This is a genomic window from Streptomyces sp. NPDC048171 (genome assembly GCF_043202655.1).
Classification (GTDB): domain Bacteria; phylum Actinomycetota; class Actinomycetes; order Streptomycetales; family Streptomycetaceae; genus Streptomyces.
Window position 1 is genome coordinate 438478 of the sequence record NZ_JBIDAU010000006.1, and the last position, 16186, is coordinate 454663.

Genomic DNA, 16186 nt, shown 5'->3' on the forward strand with positions numbered 1-16186 from the left:
CGCGTCACGTGCCGTCTAGGGCATCCTGTCGCCGAGGAGCGCCAGGTGCTCGATGGCGGCGAGGCCGTAGAGGGCGGTGTCGTTGGTCGACACCCAGCTCGCCTCGCTGCCCGCTACCAGGGTGACGGGGCCGGTCAGCCTCTCCGTCGTCCAGGGCGCCGACTCCTTGTAGCCGTCTGAGTCGTAGAACTTGGCCCACGCGCGCGTGGCGAGCTTCTCGTCGCCGGTCCGCACGGCCGCGTAGGCGTCGAGGCGCGAGTGGCCCTGGAAGAGAATCAGGCTGCCGAAGTCCTTGCCGTACCGGGCCGCTTGTTCGGCCTTGGAGGCGTTGAAGTAGCGGCAGTAGTCGTAGTACGCCTCGTGGAACGCGGGCATGTCGACGAGGTCGATCAGCTCGGCGCACAGTTCGTTCAGTCCGAAGACGGCCGACAGATGGGAGACCTCGACCTTCGGCGTGTCGGCGACGGCGAACCTCCCGGTGTCCAGGTCGTACAGGCCGCTGCCCTGGACGAAGCCGTTGGGCTGGGCGGCGATGGTCTCCATGGTGGACAGGACGCGGTCGCGGGCCTTCTCCCACTTGGGTCCCCGGCGTTCCCACTCGGTCAGCCAGGCCGACACCAGGCCGCTCCAGTCGGTGCCGAAGCCGATCGACAGGGCGTGCCGGTCGGGTGTGTACGGCTCGGTGCGGATCTTTCGCAGCGGGTCGAGGGCGAGGAAGGTCTCGTCGGAGTCGACGTTCGCGTGCATGAGGTCGCCGACGCGTTCGTCGGCGGTGAGGAAGTAGTAGAAGCGGCGGTAGGTGGTGTTGGCGATGCGCTGCTGCTTGGCGCTGTCGGCGTAGTGCTGGACGCCGTGCCGGGTGCCGAGGCCGGCCCATTCGCCCAGGTGGTAGACGTCGACCTCGCCGGTGTGGCGGGTCATGGCCTCGGCGAAGCGGAAGATGTCGGCCCGGCCGGAGCGCAGGTAGGCGTACCAGAGCCACAGGTCCGGGGAGAGTTCGGAGTTGTCCCAGGCGTAGCCGCCCACGTCGTAGCGCCACTGGTGGCGGGCGGTGTCGTAGGAGTGCATGACGTCGCCGTGGTCCCAGAAGCCGTACCAGCGCCGCTGCTCCACCTGGTCCTTGTAGTAGGTGAAGAGGAAGTCGAGGTGGTCCTCGATCCTGGCCTTGGCGGGCGTGGAACGGTCGGGTTCGGAGTAGAGGCCGGGACCGAAGACCCCGGACCTGATGAGCTGTGCGGGCGGGGCGGCGAGCTGCGGCGGTGTCCGCACGGCCCGGACCTGTCCGGCGAGCGTCTCCGCACTCGGGGTGGCGGCGTTGGCCCAGAACATCAGCTCGCTGGTGCGGGCGATGCCGTAGGGGGTGCCGAAGCCGGGTTCGTAGTCCTCGTAGGTGATGTTGAGCCCTTCGAGCTGTTCGGCGTGGCTGTCCTGGCCCATGCCGTCGTGGTAGAAGCGCAGGTCCATGGGCTGGGCCTCGGGTGACCAGAGCCAGAGGGTGACCTCGGCCGCGTCGGTCCGGGCGTCGCGGATGTCGAGCTGGGCGGGGTGCTTCTCCCAGAAGTCGCGCAGGCCGAAGGAGAGGCCGCCGCTCACGCCGCCGACGTAGCCGAAGCCGGAGGCGCGCCGTCCGCCGCCGGCGCCGATCCAGCCGTGGCCCTTCTTGGTGCGCTTGCGGACGGTGAAGCCGTCGGCGGACAGCTGGGCGAGGGTGTGGTCGCCCCACTCGGGGATGTACTGGAGCCGGGTGGTGACGCGCTGGTCCCAGGTGGCGGGGTCGGGCAGCTTCTCACCGGCGAACTGGGCCGCCTGTACGGCCGCCCCGGGGTCGCGGCGCAGTCCGGTGATGCCCTTGACGGCCTCGCGCAGCAGGCCGGTGCCCTCACCGCCGAGGCGGATGTGGCGGTCGTAGGACTCGTCGCGCATCGGGACGGTGAAGCGGACGCCGAGGCCCCGGACGAAGTCGCCGTTCGCCTTCCCGGGCTCCTGCTTCCCGTCGAACGTGATGGTGTGCACCATGCGGAAGGAGTCGGCGCCCGCGTAGAAGTAGAGGCGCACGGAGAAGGGCAGCAGGCCGCGGCCCCCCTTGCGGTGCTCGCCGTCGACACGGACCACGGCGCGAACGGGGCCGTCCTGTTCGACCTTCACCTCGTGGATCGCGCCGTCGAAGCGTTCGGACCTGACCGTGCCCTGCTCGTCGTCCTCGATCTCGGGCCGGCGCAGCACGACGAGGCGGCCGTTCCTGGCAATCTCGGTGGAGCCTCGGACGACCGACTTGACGATGGTCGATCCCGAGGTGCCGATCCTCGCGGTGATGACGCCGGTCGATATGTCGATGGTGGAGCCGCGCCGGTCGACGGTGATCCTCCGGGTGGGCGCGGCGGGCGTACCGGCGGCCAGGGTGAGCCTGCCGGTGCCCGAACCGACGGCGTGCGCGGTCCACTTCAGGGAGCCGTCCGGCCACTGGGCGAGCGGCCAGGACTGGACCGGTACGTCCTTGCCGTCGGCGTCCGTGACCGCGAAGGACTGGTCCGCCCGGAAGGTGCCCCTGGGCCAGGGGACGCCGACGGTGGAGCCGGGTGCGGCGCCGAGGCCGCCGTCCTCCAGCCAGGTCAGGGTGACGGGGCTGTCGTCGGCCACCGCGGCCTGCGCGTTCTTCGTGCCCAGCGCCCAGCTGAACTGGGCGGCGGCGCCGGCGACTGCGGCCGCCTTGAGGAGGGACCTGCGGGGGATGCGGGACATGGCCTTCCTTTCTCGTGACAGGGCTCTTGGGGCAGGGCTCTTGGGGCAGGACAGGACTGGCAGGGGCATGACAGGCAGAGAGGGAGCCGCGGGCTGGGAACGCCGGTCGGAACGGGCCCGTCAACGGCGCCGGTGGCGCTCCTCCACGGCGACGGCGGCCGCCGCCACCGCGCCCAGGACGGCGACCGCCAGCGGTGCGCTGAACCAGGCGGCGCAGACCACGAGGGCCAGTCCGCCGACGAGGAGGAAGGAACCGGCGGGGTCGAGCACGGTACGCCGGGCGGCACCGGCGAGCAGCGAACGCCAGGAGGCACCCGGGTGCCAGGCCGCCGCCGCGCGCAGCCCCGCGACGGATGCGCCGATGAGGGCCAGCACCCCGACGGCACCCACGAAGGCGCCGCCCGGCAGTCCGTCCCGGACGGCCCGCACGTCCACCCACACCACCGCCAGGGCGGCCCATCCGCCGACCCCGACGAGCCACCCGCGGCGCGCCGCGGCCCGGAAGTCGGCCGCGAACTCCCGCAGTCCGCCGCGTTCGTGGGCGAGCCGGCGTCCGAGGTGGCGCGCGCCGGCCGCGAACGCGGCGGGGTAGGTGACCAGCGGCAGCGCGGCCACCGCGATCCACACACCGGTGAGCAGGCACTCGGCGAACAGGGCGAAGCCCTCGGCGAACCGCGACTCGCCCCGCTCCCCCGCCCGCTCCGTACGGGCCTTCGCACGCGCCTGGGTCATGATCGCTCCCCTCAGCCCTTCAGGCCGGACGTCGCCATGCCGTCGATCAGATAGCGCTGGAAGGCCAGGAAGAAGGCGAGCACGGGCAGCAGCGCGACGAGGGACATGGCGATCATGCCGCCGTAGTTCGCCAGCCCTTCCTGGTCCACGAACATCTTCAGACCGAGCGAAACGGTGTACTTGCCGGGCTCGTTGAGGTAGATCAGCGGGCCCATGAAGTCGTTCCAGGAGTTGATGAAGGTGAAGATCGCGCTGGTGATCAGGGCCGGCCGGCACAGCGGGAGCACGATCGACCAGTAGATGCGGAAGTGCCCGCAGCCGTCGAGCCGGGCCGCCTCGTCCAGTTCCCTGGGCAGGTTGCGCATGAACTGGACCATCAGGAAGACGAAGAACGCCTCGGTGGCCAGGTACTTCCCCAGCAGCAGCGGGGTGTACGTGTTGATCATGTCCAGGTTGCGGAAGAGTACGTACTGCGGGATCAGCAGCACGTGGTACGGCAGCAGCAGCGTGCCGATCATCAGTGTGAACAGCAGACTGCGCCCGGCGAACCTGATCCTCGCGAAGGCGTATGCCGTGAGCGAGCAGGACACCACGATCCCGATCACGGAACCGACGGCCAGAAACAGCGAGTTGAGGAAGAAGGTGGAGATCGAGATGTCCGCGATGCCGTCGGCGAGGCTCGTGTAGTTGGAGACGATCGGGTCGCCCGGGAAGAGGTCCAGGCTGCCGACGATGTCGCCGCTCTCCTTGAAGGAGCCGCCGACGACCCAGAGCACCGGGTAGAGGATCACCGCGAGGATCGCCAGCGACCCGAGGTGCCAGGCGAGCGAACCCGGCAGCCGGCGCCGCACGGCTCCCTTGGTGGCGGTGGCCGGCGTGACGTCCGTGGCCTGCGCGCTCATCGGCCGCCCTCCTCGTAGTGCACCCAGCGCTTCTGGGACCAGAACAGCACCGCGGTGACCAGGGCGACCGCGACCAGCAGCATCCACGCCATGGCGGAGGCCAGGCCCATGCGGCTGTTCTCGAAGCCCTGGACGTACAGGTAGCAGGTGTAGACCATCGTGCCGTCCGCGGGACCGCAGGCGTTGCCCCCGGCGCCGCCGCCGACGATGTAGGCGGAGCTGAAGATCTGGAACGAGTGGATCGTCTCCAGCAGCACGTTGAAGAAGAGCACCGGGGAAATCATCGGCAGGGTGATGTTCCAGAACTGGCGCAGCCTGCCCGCACCGTCGACGTCGGCCGCCTCGTACAGCTCGCGCGGCACCTGCTTGAGGCCGGCCAGGAAGATGACCATGGGGGCGCCGAACTGCCAGACGGTGAGCGCCACCAGGCTGTAGATGATCAGCTCCGGGTCGCCGGTCCAGCCCCCGGCCCCGATCCCGAAGAACTGCTGGGTGCGGTCGACGACCGCGTCGTCCGAGAAGATCGCCTTCCACACGATGGCGATGGAGACGCTCGCGCCGATCAGCGAGGGCGCGTAGAAAGCGGCCCGGTAGAAGGCCTGCCCGCGCCGCTTCTGCGCCAGCAGCAGCGCAACGCCGAGCGCCGCGAGCAGCTTGATCGGCGTTCCGACGACGACGTACCACAGGGTGATCCGCACCGAGTGGCGCCAGCGGGGGTCGCCGAACATCTCGGAGAAGTTGTCCAGGCCGATCCACCTGGGCGCGTCGAACAGGTTGTAGTCGGTGAACGCGAAGTAGAGCGAGGCCGCCATCGGTCCCGCCGTCAGCAGCAGGAATCCGGCGATCCAAGGGGACATGAAGAGGTAGCCGGCCAGGTTCTCCCGGCGGCCCCGCCGTTTCTGCGCGGCGGAGCGCGCGGGCTTCTGCGGGGCGGGCCGCAGCCGGGAGTCCCGGGCCGGGCCCGCCATCGCGGGGGCGTGTGTCACGGTGCTTCCCCTCAGCCGGCGAGGGCCGTCTTCGACTCGGCGAAGAACTGCCCGACGGCGTCCCCGACGGATCGCGAACCGAGCGCCATCTCCTCGGCGATGCGCAGGAAGGCGGCCTCGCAGATGTCCGCGCCGTTCGGGTGCGGGGTGATCGGCTCCAGCACGCCCGCCTCGACCAGCGACTCCTCGTAGGCGGCGATGGCCTTGTTCACCGGGTCGGTCGGCCGGTAGGCGTCGTACTGCGCCTGGGTCGTGGGAACACCGCGGTCATAGCCCATGATCTTGGCGACCTCTGGGTCGTGGACCATGAAGTCGATGAACTGGGCGACCTCCTTGGGGTGCTGGGTGCGCTTGTAGGCGCTGAGCATCAGCGAGCCGAGGTACTGGCCGGTCCTCTTGCCGTCCGTGGTGGGGATCGGCGCGAGTCCGTACTCGCTCTTGCCCTCCGACGTGTAGCGGACGGTGAAGTTGTCCCAGGTGAACTCGGAGCCGGCCAGTTCGGCGGAGAGCGCCGACTTGGGCTTGATCTGGGCGACCTTCTTGGGGTCGGCGAAGAGGCCGGACCGCACGGCCTTGTCCGCCTTGGTCCACCAGGCGGTCAGATCGGCCTCGGTGAAGCCGAGTCCGTCCTCGGTGAAGAAGGCCTTGCCGTTCTGCCGCAGGTACAGGTCGTAGAGGTACATGACTCCGTACATGCCGCTGTCGCCGGCGCGGCCCGTGCGGTCCCGTACCCTCGTCATCGCCTCGTCGAAGTCGTCCCACGTCCAGCCCTGTTCGGGCTTGACGCCGGCCCGGGTGTAGACGGGCTTGTCGACGACCAGGGCCATGGAGTTCGAACCGACGGGCACGCCCAGGAGTTTGCCGTCGATCTCGCCGAACTTCTCCAGGCCCGCGCGGAATCCGTCCATGGAGAGGTTTCCGGCCTCGACCTGCCCTCCGAGATCGAGCAGGACATTCTTCGCGTCGTATTTGCGAAGAAATCCGACGGCATTCTGGAAGACGTCCGGCGGATTCCCCCCGGAAGCCTGCGTGTTGAACTTCTTCCAGAAGTCGGTGTACGGCTGAAAGTCCGTCTTGACCTTGATCTTGGGGTACTTCTTCTCGAAGAGCGCGATGGTCTTGTTGATGCGCTCGGCCCGGTCCTCGGCACCCCACCAGGAGTAACGGATCGTCACCGAACCGTCTCCCGAACCGCTCCCGCCGCCGCACGCGGTGGCCGTGGCCCCCAGCCCCGTGACGGCGAGGGAAGCCCCCGCCGCCTTGAGGACCGTGCGCCTCCCGACCTGCCTCCGCGCAATCCCGCCCTGCTGCATACGAGCCTCCCCGCGACGCGGCCTTCGCCCCATGAATCGTTTCAAGTAAGCGCTTGCTGGCACAAGGTACGGAGGGCCCGTAAGCGCGTCAACGATTCGGACAGGAATTTGCGGGCGCCCGGCGCGACGAGCCGGAGGCGTCATTTCGCGGGCGGCGGCGGAAGCGCCGGAGAACAGCCAGGTGGGCGCCGCGCGACCGACGGGCCGAACACCGGGAAGTCCGCCGGCACGCGGGGCACGGAAGGTCACGGTTGGATGACGGGACACGGAAGCGGAACCGTCGCGCGAGCGCTCGGGCGGACACCGGGAGCGACCGGCACACCCGTCGCCGCCCCGCCCGGGGCGGACACGCGCGCACCAGGTGACGCACACGTACGCACCGGCTGCGGAAGCCGACGTACGCACCGGACGACGGACATGACAGAACGGCCCGGCTCACCATCGTGAGCCGGGCCGCCTGATGATCCGGTGGGCGATACTGGGTTCGAACCAGTGACCTCTTCGGTGTGAACGAAGCGCTCTCCCACTGAGCTAATCGCCCGGACGCAGGAAGAACATTACCCCATGTCAGAGGCGCTCGTGACCAGCCGGTACCGGGACGCCGCACCCGTCGCGGGCGGTCACTGGTCCTTGATCTTCCAGGGCATCACGAGGCCGAACTTCCACAGGTAGATCCCGGCGAGCACGGCGAAGATCACCACCCCGATCGAGGTCAGGATGATGTTCCTGCGGCGCACCCTGGGGTCGAGGGCGCGCTGCGCCGCCTCGGTGACCTTGCGCTTGGTCCAGCGCAGCACCAGCTGGGCCCAGACGAACTCGGTCGCCCAGATCGCCATGCCGCCGAAGATGACGACCCAGCCCGGTCCGGGCAACGGCAGCATGATGATGCCGGCCACCACCACGGCCAGGCCGACGATGAACACGCCGACCTGCCAGCTCAGGTGCAGGGCGCGGCGCGCCTTGACGAAATCCGGTGCCCGCGAGCCGAGCGCGCGCTCGCCCGTGGCTTCGTCCGTCCCCGTACGGTCTTCCGCCACGGCCGCCTCGCCGGGCTTGTTACTCCCCGTGTTCATACGGCCAAACACTACCCGAGCGAAACCTGTCACCGGAATGGGCGCAGGACTCGAACGATCACTCGGCCAGAAGAGTTACGTAAACACACGCAAAACACTCAGAGGGGTTTACAACGGCACCGTAGGTGGCATGTCGATTTCGCCGACGTGCGAATCCCCGAGCGCACACTGAGCGAAAGGCCCTGGCGCTTATGAACACCACGGTCAGCTGCGAGCTGCACCTGCGCCTCGTTGTGTCGAGCGAGTCCTCCCTGCCTGTCCCCGCAGGCCTGCGGTACGACACGGCCGACCCCTACGCCGTGCACGCCACCTTCCACACCGGAGCCGAGGAAACCGTCGAGTGGGTGTTCGCCCGCGACCTCCTCGCCGAAGGTCTCCACCGTCCCACCGGGACCGGCGACGTCCGTGTCTGGCCGTCCCGCAGTCACGGCCAGGGCGTCGTGTGCATCGCCCTCAGCTCTCCGGAGGGCGAGGCACTGCTCGAGGCCCCCGCGAGGGCCCTGGAGTCCTTCCTGAAGCGCACAGACGCCGCCGTGCCCCCCGGCACGGAGCACCGGCACTTCGATCTCGATCAGGAGCTCTCGCACATCCTGGCGGAAAGCTAGGGAGGGGGCTCCGAGTGAAGCCGCCCGTCGCCGTCGACTCGGGGTGACGGCACGGGCCGGGACAACCGCATACGGCACACACGGCGTCGTCGCCGCGGTTCTCCGCGGTGACGGCGCCGACGCGCGTCCCCGCCGGGGAACGAAGCCCGGTCCGGCCGCGTTGTAGGGGCAGCCGGCGGCCGGGGTGGCGATCGCGGCCGGTCCGCCCGCCGCGGATGGCACTACCATCGGCCAGCATCGGCGGGCGCCCGCCCGACCCCAGGCCAGGGAGCTAAGTGTGCTGATCACCCACGACACCCGGTGCGCGCTCGACACCGTGGTCGATCTGGTGAACTCCGTACCGGAGGACGACACCGCTCCGGACGGTCTGCCGGACGTCGCCGCCCTCCAGGAATTCGTGGGAACGCACGAGATCAGCGACGTCGGCATGCTCTCGGAACTGGACCTCTCGGCCGTCCTCAAGATCCGCGGGAGGTTCGCCGCGGTCTTCGCGGCTCCCGACGCCCGGGCCGCCGCCGGACTGATCAACGACCTGGTCGCGGCCGCCGGCACCACGCCCCGTCTCACCGACCACGACGGCTACGACTGGCACATCCACTACTTCGCGCCCGGCGCCTCCGTAGCGGACCACCTGGCCGCCGACTGCGGGATGGCCCTGGCCTTCTTCGTGGTCGCCGGGGAGCAGGAGCGGCTGCGGCGCTGCGAGGCCCCCGACTGCCGGCGCGCCTTCGTGGATCTCTCCCGCAACCGGTCGCGGCGGTACTGCGACAGCCGGACGTGCGGAAACCGTCTGCACGTGGCGGCCTACCGGGCCCGGCGCAAGGAGGCCGCGGGCTGAGCCGTCGGCGCGGACGGGCGGTTGCGAGGGCACGCCCGGGGGTGTGTCGCGGCCCCCGGCGGGTGGCGCCGGGGAGCGCGGGTACGGCTCACAGCAACAGCAGATCGTGCAACGCAGCCATGAGCAGCAGACACCCGATCACCGCTAGGAAGATCATGAGCGGTGGCTGGGAAAGGGCGAAGAGGCAGCCGCGTGGTTCACTCCGTGTCCGCGCGGTTTCGCTCTGTCTCGTGTCCAGCTGGGGATCCAGCTGAGTGGTGTCCGGCATCTCGCGGCGATGATGACGCAGCGGAGCGGACCCTCGCGATCAACACGCCCGTAACGACCGGGAGTTCGTTGAATGTCGCAATCTCCGGTCGGATCGTGATCGTTACGGAGCACGCGCTGTCGGCCTCGGACCGCTGTGTCGTTTCAGCCCGGGACGACGGAGGTCATATGCCGTGCTTCTTGAGGATGGCCTCGATGTCGCTGAAGTCGTCCTCACCACGGGACGCGTTCGCCGGCTTGGGCGCGGGCTTGGCGGCCGGGCTCGCACCGGCGCCCAGCGAGGGTGCGGAGGCGCCCGGCGCCACCGCGTCGCGCTGTGCCGCCGCCCTGGCCTGCTTGCGCTCCTTGCGGGTGCCGCCGCGGCGGCGCTCGACCGTGCGCGTGATCACGAAGAGCACCCAGGCCACGCCCAGGACTCCGAATCCGGCCCAGGCCACCGGGCTGAAAGCGGTGTCGGCCAGCCACTCCACGACCCCGGTCATCACCAGGCCGATCGGAACCAGCGCGTAGGCGGCGACACGGACGGCGGTGAGGAAACGCCTGCGGTACGCGGTGACCGCCGCGATGCCCAGGCCCGCCGCGGACACCGCGGAGCAGACGGTCTCGGCAATCATCCGGTCCTCCAGAGCTGGGCCAGGTCGGGCATGAGTACTTCGTCCCTTCCATCCTGCACCGCCCGCACGCGGTGAGGCCATGCCGTGGGCCGAGATCAGGGAGATCTCCGGGTCGGCTCCTCCCCAGGTGCCGGTGCCGGAGGAGGACCACGGTCGGGGCGGTGCCCCGTGGGCTGGGAGGATGGGGGCATGAGTGACTCCTCCCCCGCCGGGCCCGCCGCGCCCGTACTCGACGTCTGGTGCGAGCTCCAGTGCCCGGACTGCCACGCCGCCCTGGACGACCTGCGCGCCCTTCGCGCCCGCTACGGCGACCGGCTGGAGCTGCGGCTGCGGCACTTCCCGCTGGAGAAGCACAAGCACGCCTTCGCCGCCGCGCAGGCCGCCGAGGAGGCCGTCGCCCAGGGCAGCGGGTGGCCGTACGCCGAGGCCGTGCTGGGCCGCGTGGCGGAGCTGGACCGCAAGGGCGAGGCGCTGCTGGTGGAGGTGGCGGGCGACCTCGGACTGGACGCGGAGGAGTTCGACACCGCCCTCGTCGACGGCCGGCACATCCTGATCGTCGACGCCGACCAGGCCGAGGGCAAGGCGATCGGCGTGACCGGCACGCCGACCTACGTGATCGGCGGCGAGCGCCTCGACGGCGGCAAGAGCCAGGAGGGGCTGCGCGAGCGGATCGAGGAGATCGCGGACCGGCTGCTGGCCGAACGGCGGGGCTGAGACGCGTACCGCCGTCCCGCGTCGCGCCGGTCCCCCACCGCGCTCACAGCAGGGGTTTGTAGAACAGGGACCGCGTGGTCCGGTAGCCGAGCGACTCGTAGAGGCGCTCGGCCGCGGTGTTCCCCGCGAAGACGTTGAGGCCGATCAGGGGCCGGCCGGCGCCGATCGCCCGGCCCTCGGCCAGCAGCATCAGGGTGCGCCCGTGCCCCCGGCCCCGGTGCGCCTCGTCGGCCTCGACGTCGAAGACGAAGGCCCGGTCCTCGTGCAGCGCCAGCCAGAGGATCCCGACCTTGGTCCCCTCGTGCTCCAACACGTCGAACAGCGTGTTCTCCGTGGCCAGGCCCTGCGGCAGGAGCACTTCGTGGTCACGGCGGGCCTTGGCGCGCGCCTCGGCCTCGGGCACCCCCCGCTCCATCCAGGTGCGGGCGTACTGCTCGGACTCGTAGGCCTGCCAGGCTTCGAACTCGTCCGGTGTCATCGGCCGAGCGCGGCTGCCCTCGGGCAGGGCGGGCGGGGTGCCGCCGAGCTGTTTGGTCATGCCGCGGTTGCGCAGGACGTACCCGAGCGCCTGCGCGAGGCGGGCGCCGGCCTCCGCGTCGGCGGCCACGCCCACCTCGATCTGGCGGCAGCCCCAGCCGCGCGCGATCTCCTCGGCGGCGAGCGCGGCCACCGTGCCCCGGCCCCGCCGGCGGTCCGGTTCGTCGATGCGCAGCCGGTGGATCACGGCCACCGAGTCGCCGAGGGAGCGCGAGGTGCCGAGGTGTATGGCACCGACGGGGCGGCTGTTCACGCACACCTGGTAGCGGCGTGAGCGCGTCCCGTCGGCGGCGCGCTGGAGCGGCTCGGTCGGCCGCAGGGTCGTGGTCATCAGGGCAGTTCTACCCACCGGAGAGGCCGAACGGCAGCCCAATATCCGCGCTCAGGGATCCAGGTCGTCCCCGGAGCGCTCCTCGAAGACCCGCATGGCCTTGGCGGTCACCGGTCCGGGAGCGCCCGGAAGTTCGCGGTCGTCGACCCGGTGCACGGCCTGCACGTCCCGCAGCGTGGAGGTCAGGAAGACCTCGTCGGCGCGTTCCAGGACGTCCAGCGGGAGGTCGGTCTCGCGGGCGCCGCTCCACTCGACGGCCAGGGCGCGGGTGATCCCGGCGAGGCAGCCGGAGGCGACCGGCGGGGTGTGGATCTCTCCGTCGAGGACCACGAAGACGTTGGAGCCGGTGCCCTCGCAGAGTTGCCCGACCGTGTTGGCGAACAGCGCCTCCGAGGCGCCCCGTTCCCGGGCGCGGGCCAGGGCGACGACGTTCTCGGCGTAGGAGGTGGTCTTCAGGCCGGTCAGCGCGCCGCGTTCGTTGCGGGTCCACGGCACCGTGACGACGGCCGTGGAGTCGGGGCGGCGGCTCGTCTCCCCGAGGGCGACGACCAGGGTCGGGCCGTGCTCGCCGCGGTCGGAGCCGAGGGGGCCGTGGCCGCCGGTGTAGGTGATGCGGAGCCGTCCCAGCGGCACCGGGTCGGCGGCCAGGACCGCGGCGCAGGCCCGGCGGACCTCGTCGAGGTCGGGGTCGGGCAGGCCCAGGCCGCGGGCCGAGCGGGTCAGCCGGTCCAGGTGACGGGTGAGCGCGAACGGCCGGCCGGCCACCGCCTTCACCGTCTCGAAGATGCCGTCGCCCACGGTGAGCCCGTGGTCGAGGACGGAGACGCGGGCGGATTCCATGTCCTGCAGTCCGCCGTCGAGCCAGATCTTCACGTCGGTAGCGCCTCTCCACTTCCGGTGACCTCGTACGCCCCCGACGCTACCGCGAGCAGCCGGGACGCCTTGAGTTCGGTCTCCCGCCATTCGCCGTCCGGGTCGGACCCCCAGGTGATGCCGGCCCCGGTGCCGAAGCGCAGCAGCCCCTCGGTCCGGTCGGTCCAGAACGTCCGGATGCCGACGGCCAGCTCGCCGGTGCCCCGGTCCGCGTCGACCCAGCCGACGCCTCCGCAGTACGGGCCGCGCGGCGCGGTCTCCAGGGCGTCGATGATCCGCAGGGCGCTCGACTTGGGCGCGCCGGTGACGGAACCGGGCGGGAAGGCCGCGTCGAACAGCTCCGGCCAGCCGGCGTCCGCGCGCAGTTCGCCGCGTACGGTCGACACCAGGTGGACGAGGCCGGGGTGCTTCTCGACGGCGCACAGGTCGGGCACGGTCACACTGCCCGTGGCGCAGACCCGCCCGATGTCGTTGCGGACCAGGTCCACGATCATGACGTTCTCGGCGTAGTCCTTCTCCAGCAGGTCACCCTCGGTCCGCCCGGTCCCCTTGATCGGCCCGGACTCCACCGTCCGGCCGTCGCGGCGCAGGAAGAGCTCGGGCGAGGCGGTGGCGATCTCGACGCCGTGTCCGGGCAGCCGGATCGTGCCGGCGTACGGCGCCGGGTTGCCCCGGGCCAGCAGGGCGGTGAGGGCGTCCACGTCGGCGTCGGGGGCGAGGGGCGCCGAGAGGACCCGGCAGAGGTTGGCCTGGTAGACCTCGCCGGCCGCTATGTGCTCGCGGATGCGCCGGACCGCCGCCGTGTACGGGGCGCGGTCGAGGGAGGACGTCCAGTCACCGACGGCCGGTCCGTGCCACCGCCCCGCTGCGGGCGACGGCACCGGCTCGGTCCGCACGTCGGCGAAGCGTGCGCAGGTCGTACGGCCCTCGAAGTCCGCGCAGACGGCCCAGAAACCCTCGGACTCCAGAGCGGCGGGATCGCTCGTGACGTCGAGGAGGCCGGTGGCCACGCGGCCGCCGAAGCGGGCGAGAGGAGGGAGGTCGTGCACGTGCCCGAGTCTAGGCCGGTGTCCCGGAGGGCACCCGAACGTGTCCTTCCGGGAGCCCTGACCAGGTAGGCGAGCGGACGCACCGCAGCACGCTGCACAAACGCGTTTTTGTACTGGCCCCGGTATCCGCTAGAGTTCATCACGTCGCCGGGCCGCGCAAGCGGACCGAACCGACAGGCGGACGTAGCTCAGTTGGTAGAGCGCAACCTTGCCAAGGTTGAGGTCGCGAGTTCGAGCCTCGTCGTCCGCTCGCAGGAACAGGGGGTCTCCCGGACCTCCTACACTCCTGGTGGAGTGGCCGAGAGGCGAGGCAACGGCCTGCAAAGCCGTCTACACGGGTTCAAATCCCGTCTCCACCTCCAAGGACGATTAGCTCAGCGGGAGAGCGCTTCCCTGACACGGAAGAGGTCACTGGTTCAATCCCAGTATCGTCCACTGGTCCGCAAGGATCACCGATCCGTATGGATCCCCGCGCGATTAGCTCAGCGGGAGAGCGCTTCCCTGACACGGAAGAGGTCACTGGTTCAATCCCAGTATCGCGCACGCAGCACCGGTAGTACTCCCGGACGATTAGCTCAGCGGGAGAGCGCTTCCCTGACACGGAAGAGGTCACTGGTTCAATCCCAGTATCGTCCACACCCACCGAAGCCCCGGCCGTCTCGTACGGCCGGGGCTTCGTCGTGTCCGGATCAGCCGGAGAGCCGGATCAGCTGGAGAAGAGCATCCGGCCGAAGCCCTTCTGACGGTGGTGACCGTAGTGGCCGTGCCCGTGGCCGCCGTGCGGGGCGCCCCAGGCGGGCTGCTGCGCGGCCGGGTACGCCTGCGGGGCGGCGGGCGGGGCCGGCGGCGGAGCGGACTGGGACCACTGGGCCTCCAGGCGGGTCAGCGACTCCAGTTCGCCGTAGTCGAGGAAGATGCCGCGGCAGCCGCTGCACTGCTCGATCTGAACGCCGTTGCGGTTGTAGGTGTGCATCGGTGCGTGGCACTTGGGGCACTGCATGGACGGCTCAACTCCTCGCCGGTCGGTCCTGCTTCGCGTATCGCCAGGACAGACTCTGTCCGGCCGCGGGTCGGTTGCACCCTACTTCGCGGAAATTCGGCTCAACCGCCTGGGGCGGAGGGGCGGATGGCGGCCATGCGGGCGCAGGCGTCGACCAGGGGCAGCTCCACCTCGTCCAGGGGCCGGTCCGCCGCGGCCGCCTTGGTGACGGAGCGGGCGGCGGTCTGCACGGTGAGGGCACGGGCCGGGACGTCCAGCGCGGGCCAGGGATCGCCGTCGGACGGGACCGCGGGGCCGGCGGCGGCGCGGTAGGCGCTCAGGAAGCGGTGCCACTCGTCGGGCGGGAGCAGTCCACAGGCGTACCAGGCCGCCGGACGCGCCAGGTCCCAGGCCGGGACGCCGGTGCCGAGGTCGTCGACGTCTATCAGCAGCCAGGGCCCCGCGGGGACGGGGTGGCGGACGAGCTGGCCGAGGTGGAAGTCGCCGTGGACCAGGCCGGCCGCCGTCGGCGGGGCGGCCTCGCCGCGCGCCCAGGCGGGCAGGTCCGCCCAGGCCCGGAGCACGGGGTCGGTGGCGGGGTGGTCCGGGGCGCCGGCCCGGAGGCGGGCGACGGCCCGGGCCGCCTTCGCGGGTCCGCGCATCGCGGGCACGGCGGCGGGCACCGGCGTCCGGTGGAGGCGCGCGAGGAGTGCGGCCGCCGCCTCCCAGGGCGCCGCGTCCGGATCCTCGGGGTCCACGGGGGTGCCGTACGGCCAGTGGGTGACGAGCCGCCCGTGCAGCGTCACGGGCGCCGGGGCGAGCGGCGGCAGGAGGACGCCGGGGAGCCGGGCGGCGACCTCGACGCGGAGGGCCAGGGCGGCGGGGTCGGCGTCCGGCGCGTGGGCCTTGGCGACGGCGCCGGCGTGCCGGACGACGGTGGCGTCCGGGCGGTCGGCCAGGGTGGTGAGGGTGGCCGCACCGCAGGGGCAGGCCGGGGCGTCGGCGTGGGCCGTCGCCCTGACGCGGGCCGCGAGGGCGGGGAGGAGGGCGTCCGTGGTCACCGGGTGAGGGTACGCACCGCTTCCTCGGACACGGCAATGCCGGCGCAGCTCCCCAGCTGCGCCGGCATTCTTGCCGTCCGCCGCACCCCCGTCCCCACGGGGTTTCATGGATGGATGTCCCCGCCCGGACCGCTCTTCCGGGCCCGGGGCGCCGCTCAGCGCCCCAGCACCACACCCACGGACGACGCTTGTGTGGCCACTGTCTCCCACCCGTCGAAGACGAGAAGGAGCAGGACCGCCAGGGGCAGGGCCATGAGCGTCGCCACCGCGGGGTGGCGGCGGCCCTGACTGCGGGTCTCCCGCGTGCGGACCAGCGTCCGCGGCAGCGTCTGGGCCATGGTCCCTCTCCTGACCGATTCCGTTGTCCTTGGCAGCGGCGGGTGTCTGACCTCGGGGGACGAGTGCTGCCACCCGCCGCTTGACCTCAAATCTAGGTGTCCGGGGATCGCGGGACGTCATGCCCTCGTACCGATTGCCGGGCCTCCCGGAGGATGAGCCATGCCCGGCCGAGTACTCCCCTGGGTGGAGACCGGGTCCCGGGACTCGGGGTCTTCCCGGACGGGGTGCCCGCCC

At 71.2% G+C, this 16186-nt stretch carries 17 protein-coding genes and 6 tRNA genes; 8 read left to right on the forward strand and 15 right to left on the reverse strand.

Translation table 11 applies throughout. The features are described 5' to 3' along the window. Nucleotides 1–15: 15 nt before the first annotated feature. The 7 genes from ACGF3J_RS19445 to ACGF3J_RS19475 form a co-directional block, all read right to left on the reverse strand. Nucleotides 16–2739, reverse strand: a complete 2724-nt coding sequence (locus ACGF3J_RS19445) for a Tat pathway signal sequence domain protein (RefSeq protein ID WP_161332380.1) — start codon at nt 2737–2739, stop codon at nt 16–18. A gap of 120 nt (nt 2740–2859) precedes the next feature. Beyond that, entirely contained in the window at nt 2860–3471 is a 612-nt protein-coding gene (locus ACGF3J_RS19450) for a hypothetical protein (RefSeq protein ID WP_161332381.1), read from the reverse strand. Between the two features lie 11 nt (nt 3472–3482). Beyond that, nucleotides 3483–4373: a carbohydrate ABC transporter permease gene (locus ACGF3J_RS19455; RefSeq protein ID WP_161332382.1), complete on the reverse strand. Its 891-nt coding sequence runs from the start codon at nt 4371–4373 to the stop codon at nt 3483–3485. Beyond that, nucleotides 4370–5341: a carbohydrate ABC transporter permease gene (locus tag ACGF3J_RS19460; RefSeq protein WP_202559033.1), complete on the reverse strand. Its 972-nt coding sequence runs from the start codon at nt 5339–5341 to the stop codon at nt 4370–4372. Before ACGF3J_RS19460 ends, ACGF3J_RS19455 begins: the two co-directional genes overlap by 4 nt. Before the next feature lie 29 nt (nt 5342–5370). After that, nucleotides 5371–6672 (reverse strand): ABC transporter substrate-binding protein, encoded by a 1302-nt coding sequence (locus ACGF3J_RS19465; RefSeq protein ID WP_161332384.1) that lies wholly within the window; start codon nt 6670–6672, stop codon nt 5371–5373. Between the two features lie 469 nt (nt 6673–7141). After that, nucleotides 7142–7213: transfer RNA gene (locus tag ACGF3J_RS19470), tRNA-Val, on the reverse strand. A gap of 79 nt (nt 7214–7292) precedes the next feature. Then, nucleotides 7293–7745 carry a TIGR02611 family protein gene (locus tag ACGF3J_RS19475; protein WP_161332385.1) on the reverse strand — a complete coding sequence of 151 codons (453 nt, stop codon included), beginning with the start codon at nt 7743–7745 and terminating at the stop codon, nt 7293–7295. A gap of 191 nt (nt 7746–7936) precedes the next feature. Here ACGF3J_RS19475 and ACGF3J_RS19480 point away from each other — a divergent pair, with 191 nt between their 5' ends. Next, the gene (locus tag ACGF3J_RS19480; protein ID WP_004002642.1) at nt 7937–8350 is read left to right on the forward strand and encodes an SsgA family sporulation/cell division regulator; all 414 of its coding nucleotides are present in this window, start codon (nt 7937–7939) and stop codon (nt 8348–8350) included. Between the two features lie 277 nt (nt 8351–8627). Next, a complete protein-coding gene (locus ACGF3J_RS19485) occupies nt 8628–9188 on the forward strand; it encodes a CGNR zinc finger domain-containing protein (protein ID WP_161332386.1) in 561 nt (186 codons plus the stop codon). 88 nt (nt 9189–9276) lie between these two features. Here ACGF3J_RS19485 and ACGF3J_RS19490 read toward each other — a convergent pair whose 3' ends face one another. Then, complete coding sequence (locus ACGF3J_RS19490; protein ID WP_122617228.1) at nt 9277–9456, reverse strand: hypothetical protein; 180 nt, start codon at nt 9454–9456, stop codon at nt 9277–9279. A 163-nt stretch (nt 9457–9619) separates the two neighbouring features. Next, nucleotides 9620–10069 carry a hypothetical protein gene (locus tag ACGF3J_RS19495; protein ID WP_161332387.1) on the reverse strand — a complete coding sequence of 150 codons (450 nt, stop codon included), beginning with the start codon at nt 10067–10069 and terminating at the stop codon, nt 9620–9622. A 189-nt stretch (nt 10070–10258) separates the two neighbouring features. Between ACGF3J_RS19495 and ACGF3J_RS19500 the strand changes: the two genes are divergently transcribed. Further along, nucleotides 10259–10783, forward strand: coding sequence for a DsbA family protein (locus tag ACGF3J_RS19500; RefSeq protein ID WP_161332388.1), 525 nt, complete (start codon nt 10259–10261; stop codon nt 10781–10783). Nucleotides 10784–10826: 43 nt separating this feature from the next. Here ACGF3J_RS19500 and ACGF3J_RS19505 read toward each other — a convergent pair whose 3' ends face one another. From ACGF3J_RS19505 to ACGF3J_RS19515, 3 genes are read right to left on the reverse strand one after another with little or no spacing between them, the layout of a single operon-like run. Next, nucleotides 10827–11651, reverse strand: a complete 825-nt coding sequence (locus ACGF3J_RS19505; protein ID WP_161332389.1) for a GNAT family N-acetyltransferase — start codon at nt 11649–11651, stop codon at nt 10827–10829. 51 nt (nt 11652–11702) lie between these two features. Continuing rightward, nucleotides 11703–12524: an aminotransferase class IV gene (locus ACGF3J_RS19510; protein ID WP_161332390.1), complete on the reverse strand. Its 822-nt coding sequence runs from the start codon at nt 12522–12524 to the stop codon at nt 11703–11705. After that, nucleotides 12521–13573 (reverse strand): chorismate-binding protein, encoded by a 1053-nt coding sequence (locus tag ACGF3J_RS19515; RefSeq protein ID WP_161332391.1) that lies wholly within the window; start codon nt 13571–13573, stop codon nt 12521–12523. The genes ACGF3J_RS19510 and ACGF3J_RS19515 overlap by 4 nt, the downstream gene beginning before the upstream one ends. A 177-nt stretch (nt 13574–13750) precedes the next feature. Between ACGF3J_RS19515 and ACGF3J_RS19520 the strand changes: the two genes are divergently transcribed. From ACGF3J_RS19520 to ACGF3J_RS19540, 5 genes are all read left to right on the forward strand, one after another. Continuing rightward, nucleotides 13751–13823, forward strand: a tRNA-Gly gene (locus tag ACGF3J_RS19520). A 38-nt stretch (nt 13824–13861) separates the two neighbouring features. Continuing rightward, a tRNA-Cys gene (locus ACGF3J_RS19525) sits at nt 13862–13935 on the forward strand. A 1-nt stretch (nt 13936) separates the two neighbouring features. Further along, nucleotides 13937–14008 (forward strand) — tRNA-Val (locus ACGF3J_RS19530). Nucleotides 14009–14044: 36 nt separating this feature from the next. After that, a tRNA-Val gene (locus ACGF3J_RS19535) sits at nt 14045–14116 on the forward strand. Nucleotides 14117–14137: 21 nt separating this feature from the next. After that, a tRNA-Val gene (locus ACGF3J_RS19540) sits at nt 14138–14209 on the forward strand. Between the two features lie 70 nt (nt 14210–14279). On the opposite strand, the gene ACGF3J_RS19545 is transcribed toward ACGF3J_RS19540, so the two are convergent. From ACGF3J_RS19545 to ACGF3J_RS19555, 3 genes are all read right to left on the reverse strand, one after another. Beyond that, entirely contained in the window at nt 14280–14573 is a 294-nt protein-coding gene (locus ACGF3J_RS19545; protein WP_161332392.1) for a zf-TFIIB domain-containing protein, read from the reverse strand. Nucleotides 14574–14674: 101 nt separating this feature from the next. Then, nucleotides 14675–15613, reverse strand: a complete 939-nt coding sequence (locus ACGF3J_RS19550) for a phosphotransferase (RefSeq protein ID WP_346346326.1) — start codon at nt 15611–15613, stop codon at nt 14675–14677. A 155-nt stretch (nt 15614–15768) separates the two neighbouring features. Next, nucleotides 15769–15951, reverse strand: a complete 183-nt coding sequence (locus ACGF3J_RS19555) for a hypothetical protein (RefSeq protein ID WP_125490898.1) — start codon at nt 15949–15951, stop codon at nt 15769–15771. Nucleotides 15952–16186 lie beyond the last annotated feature (235 nt).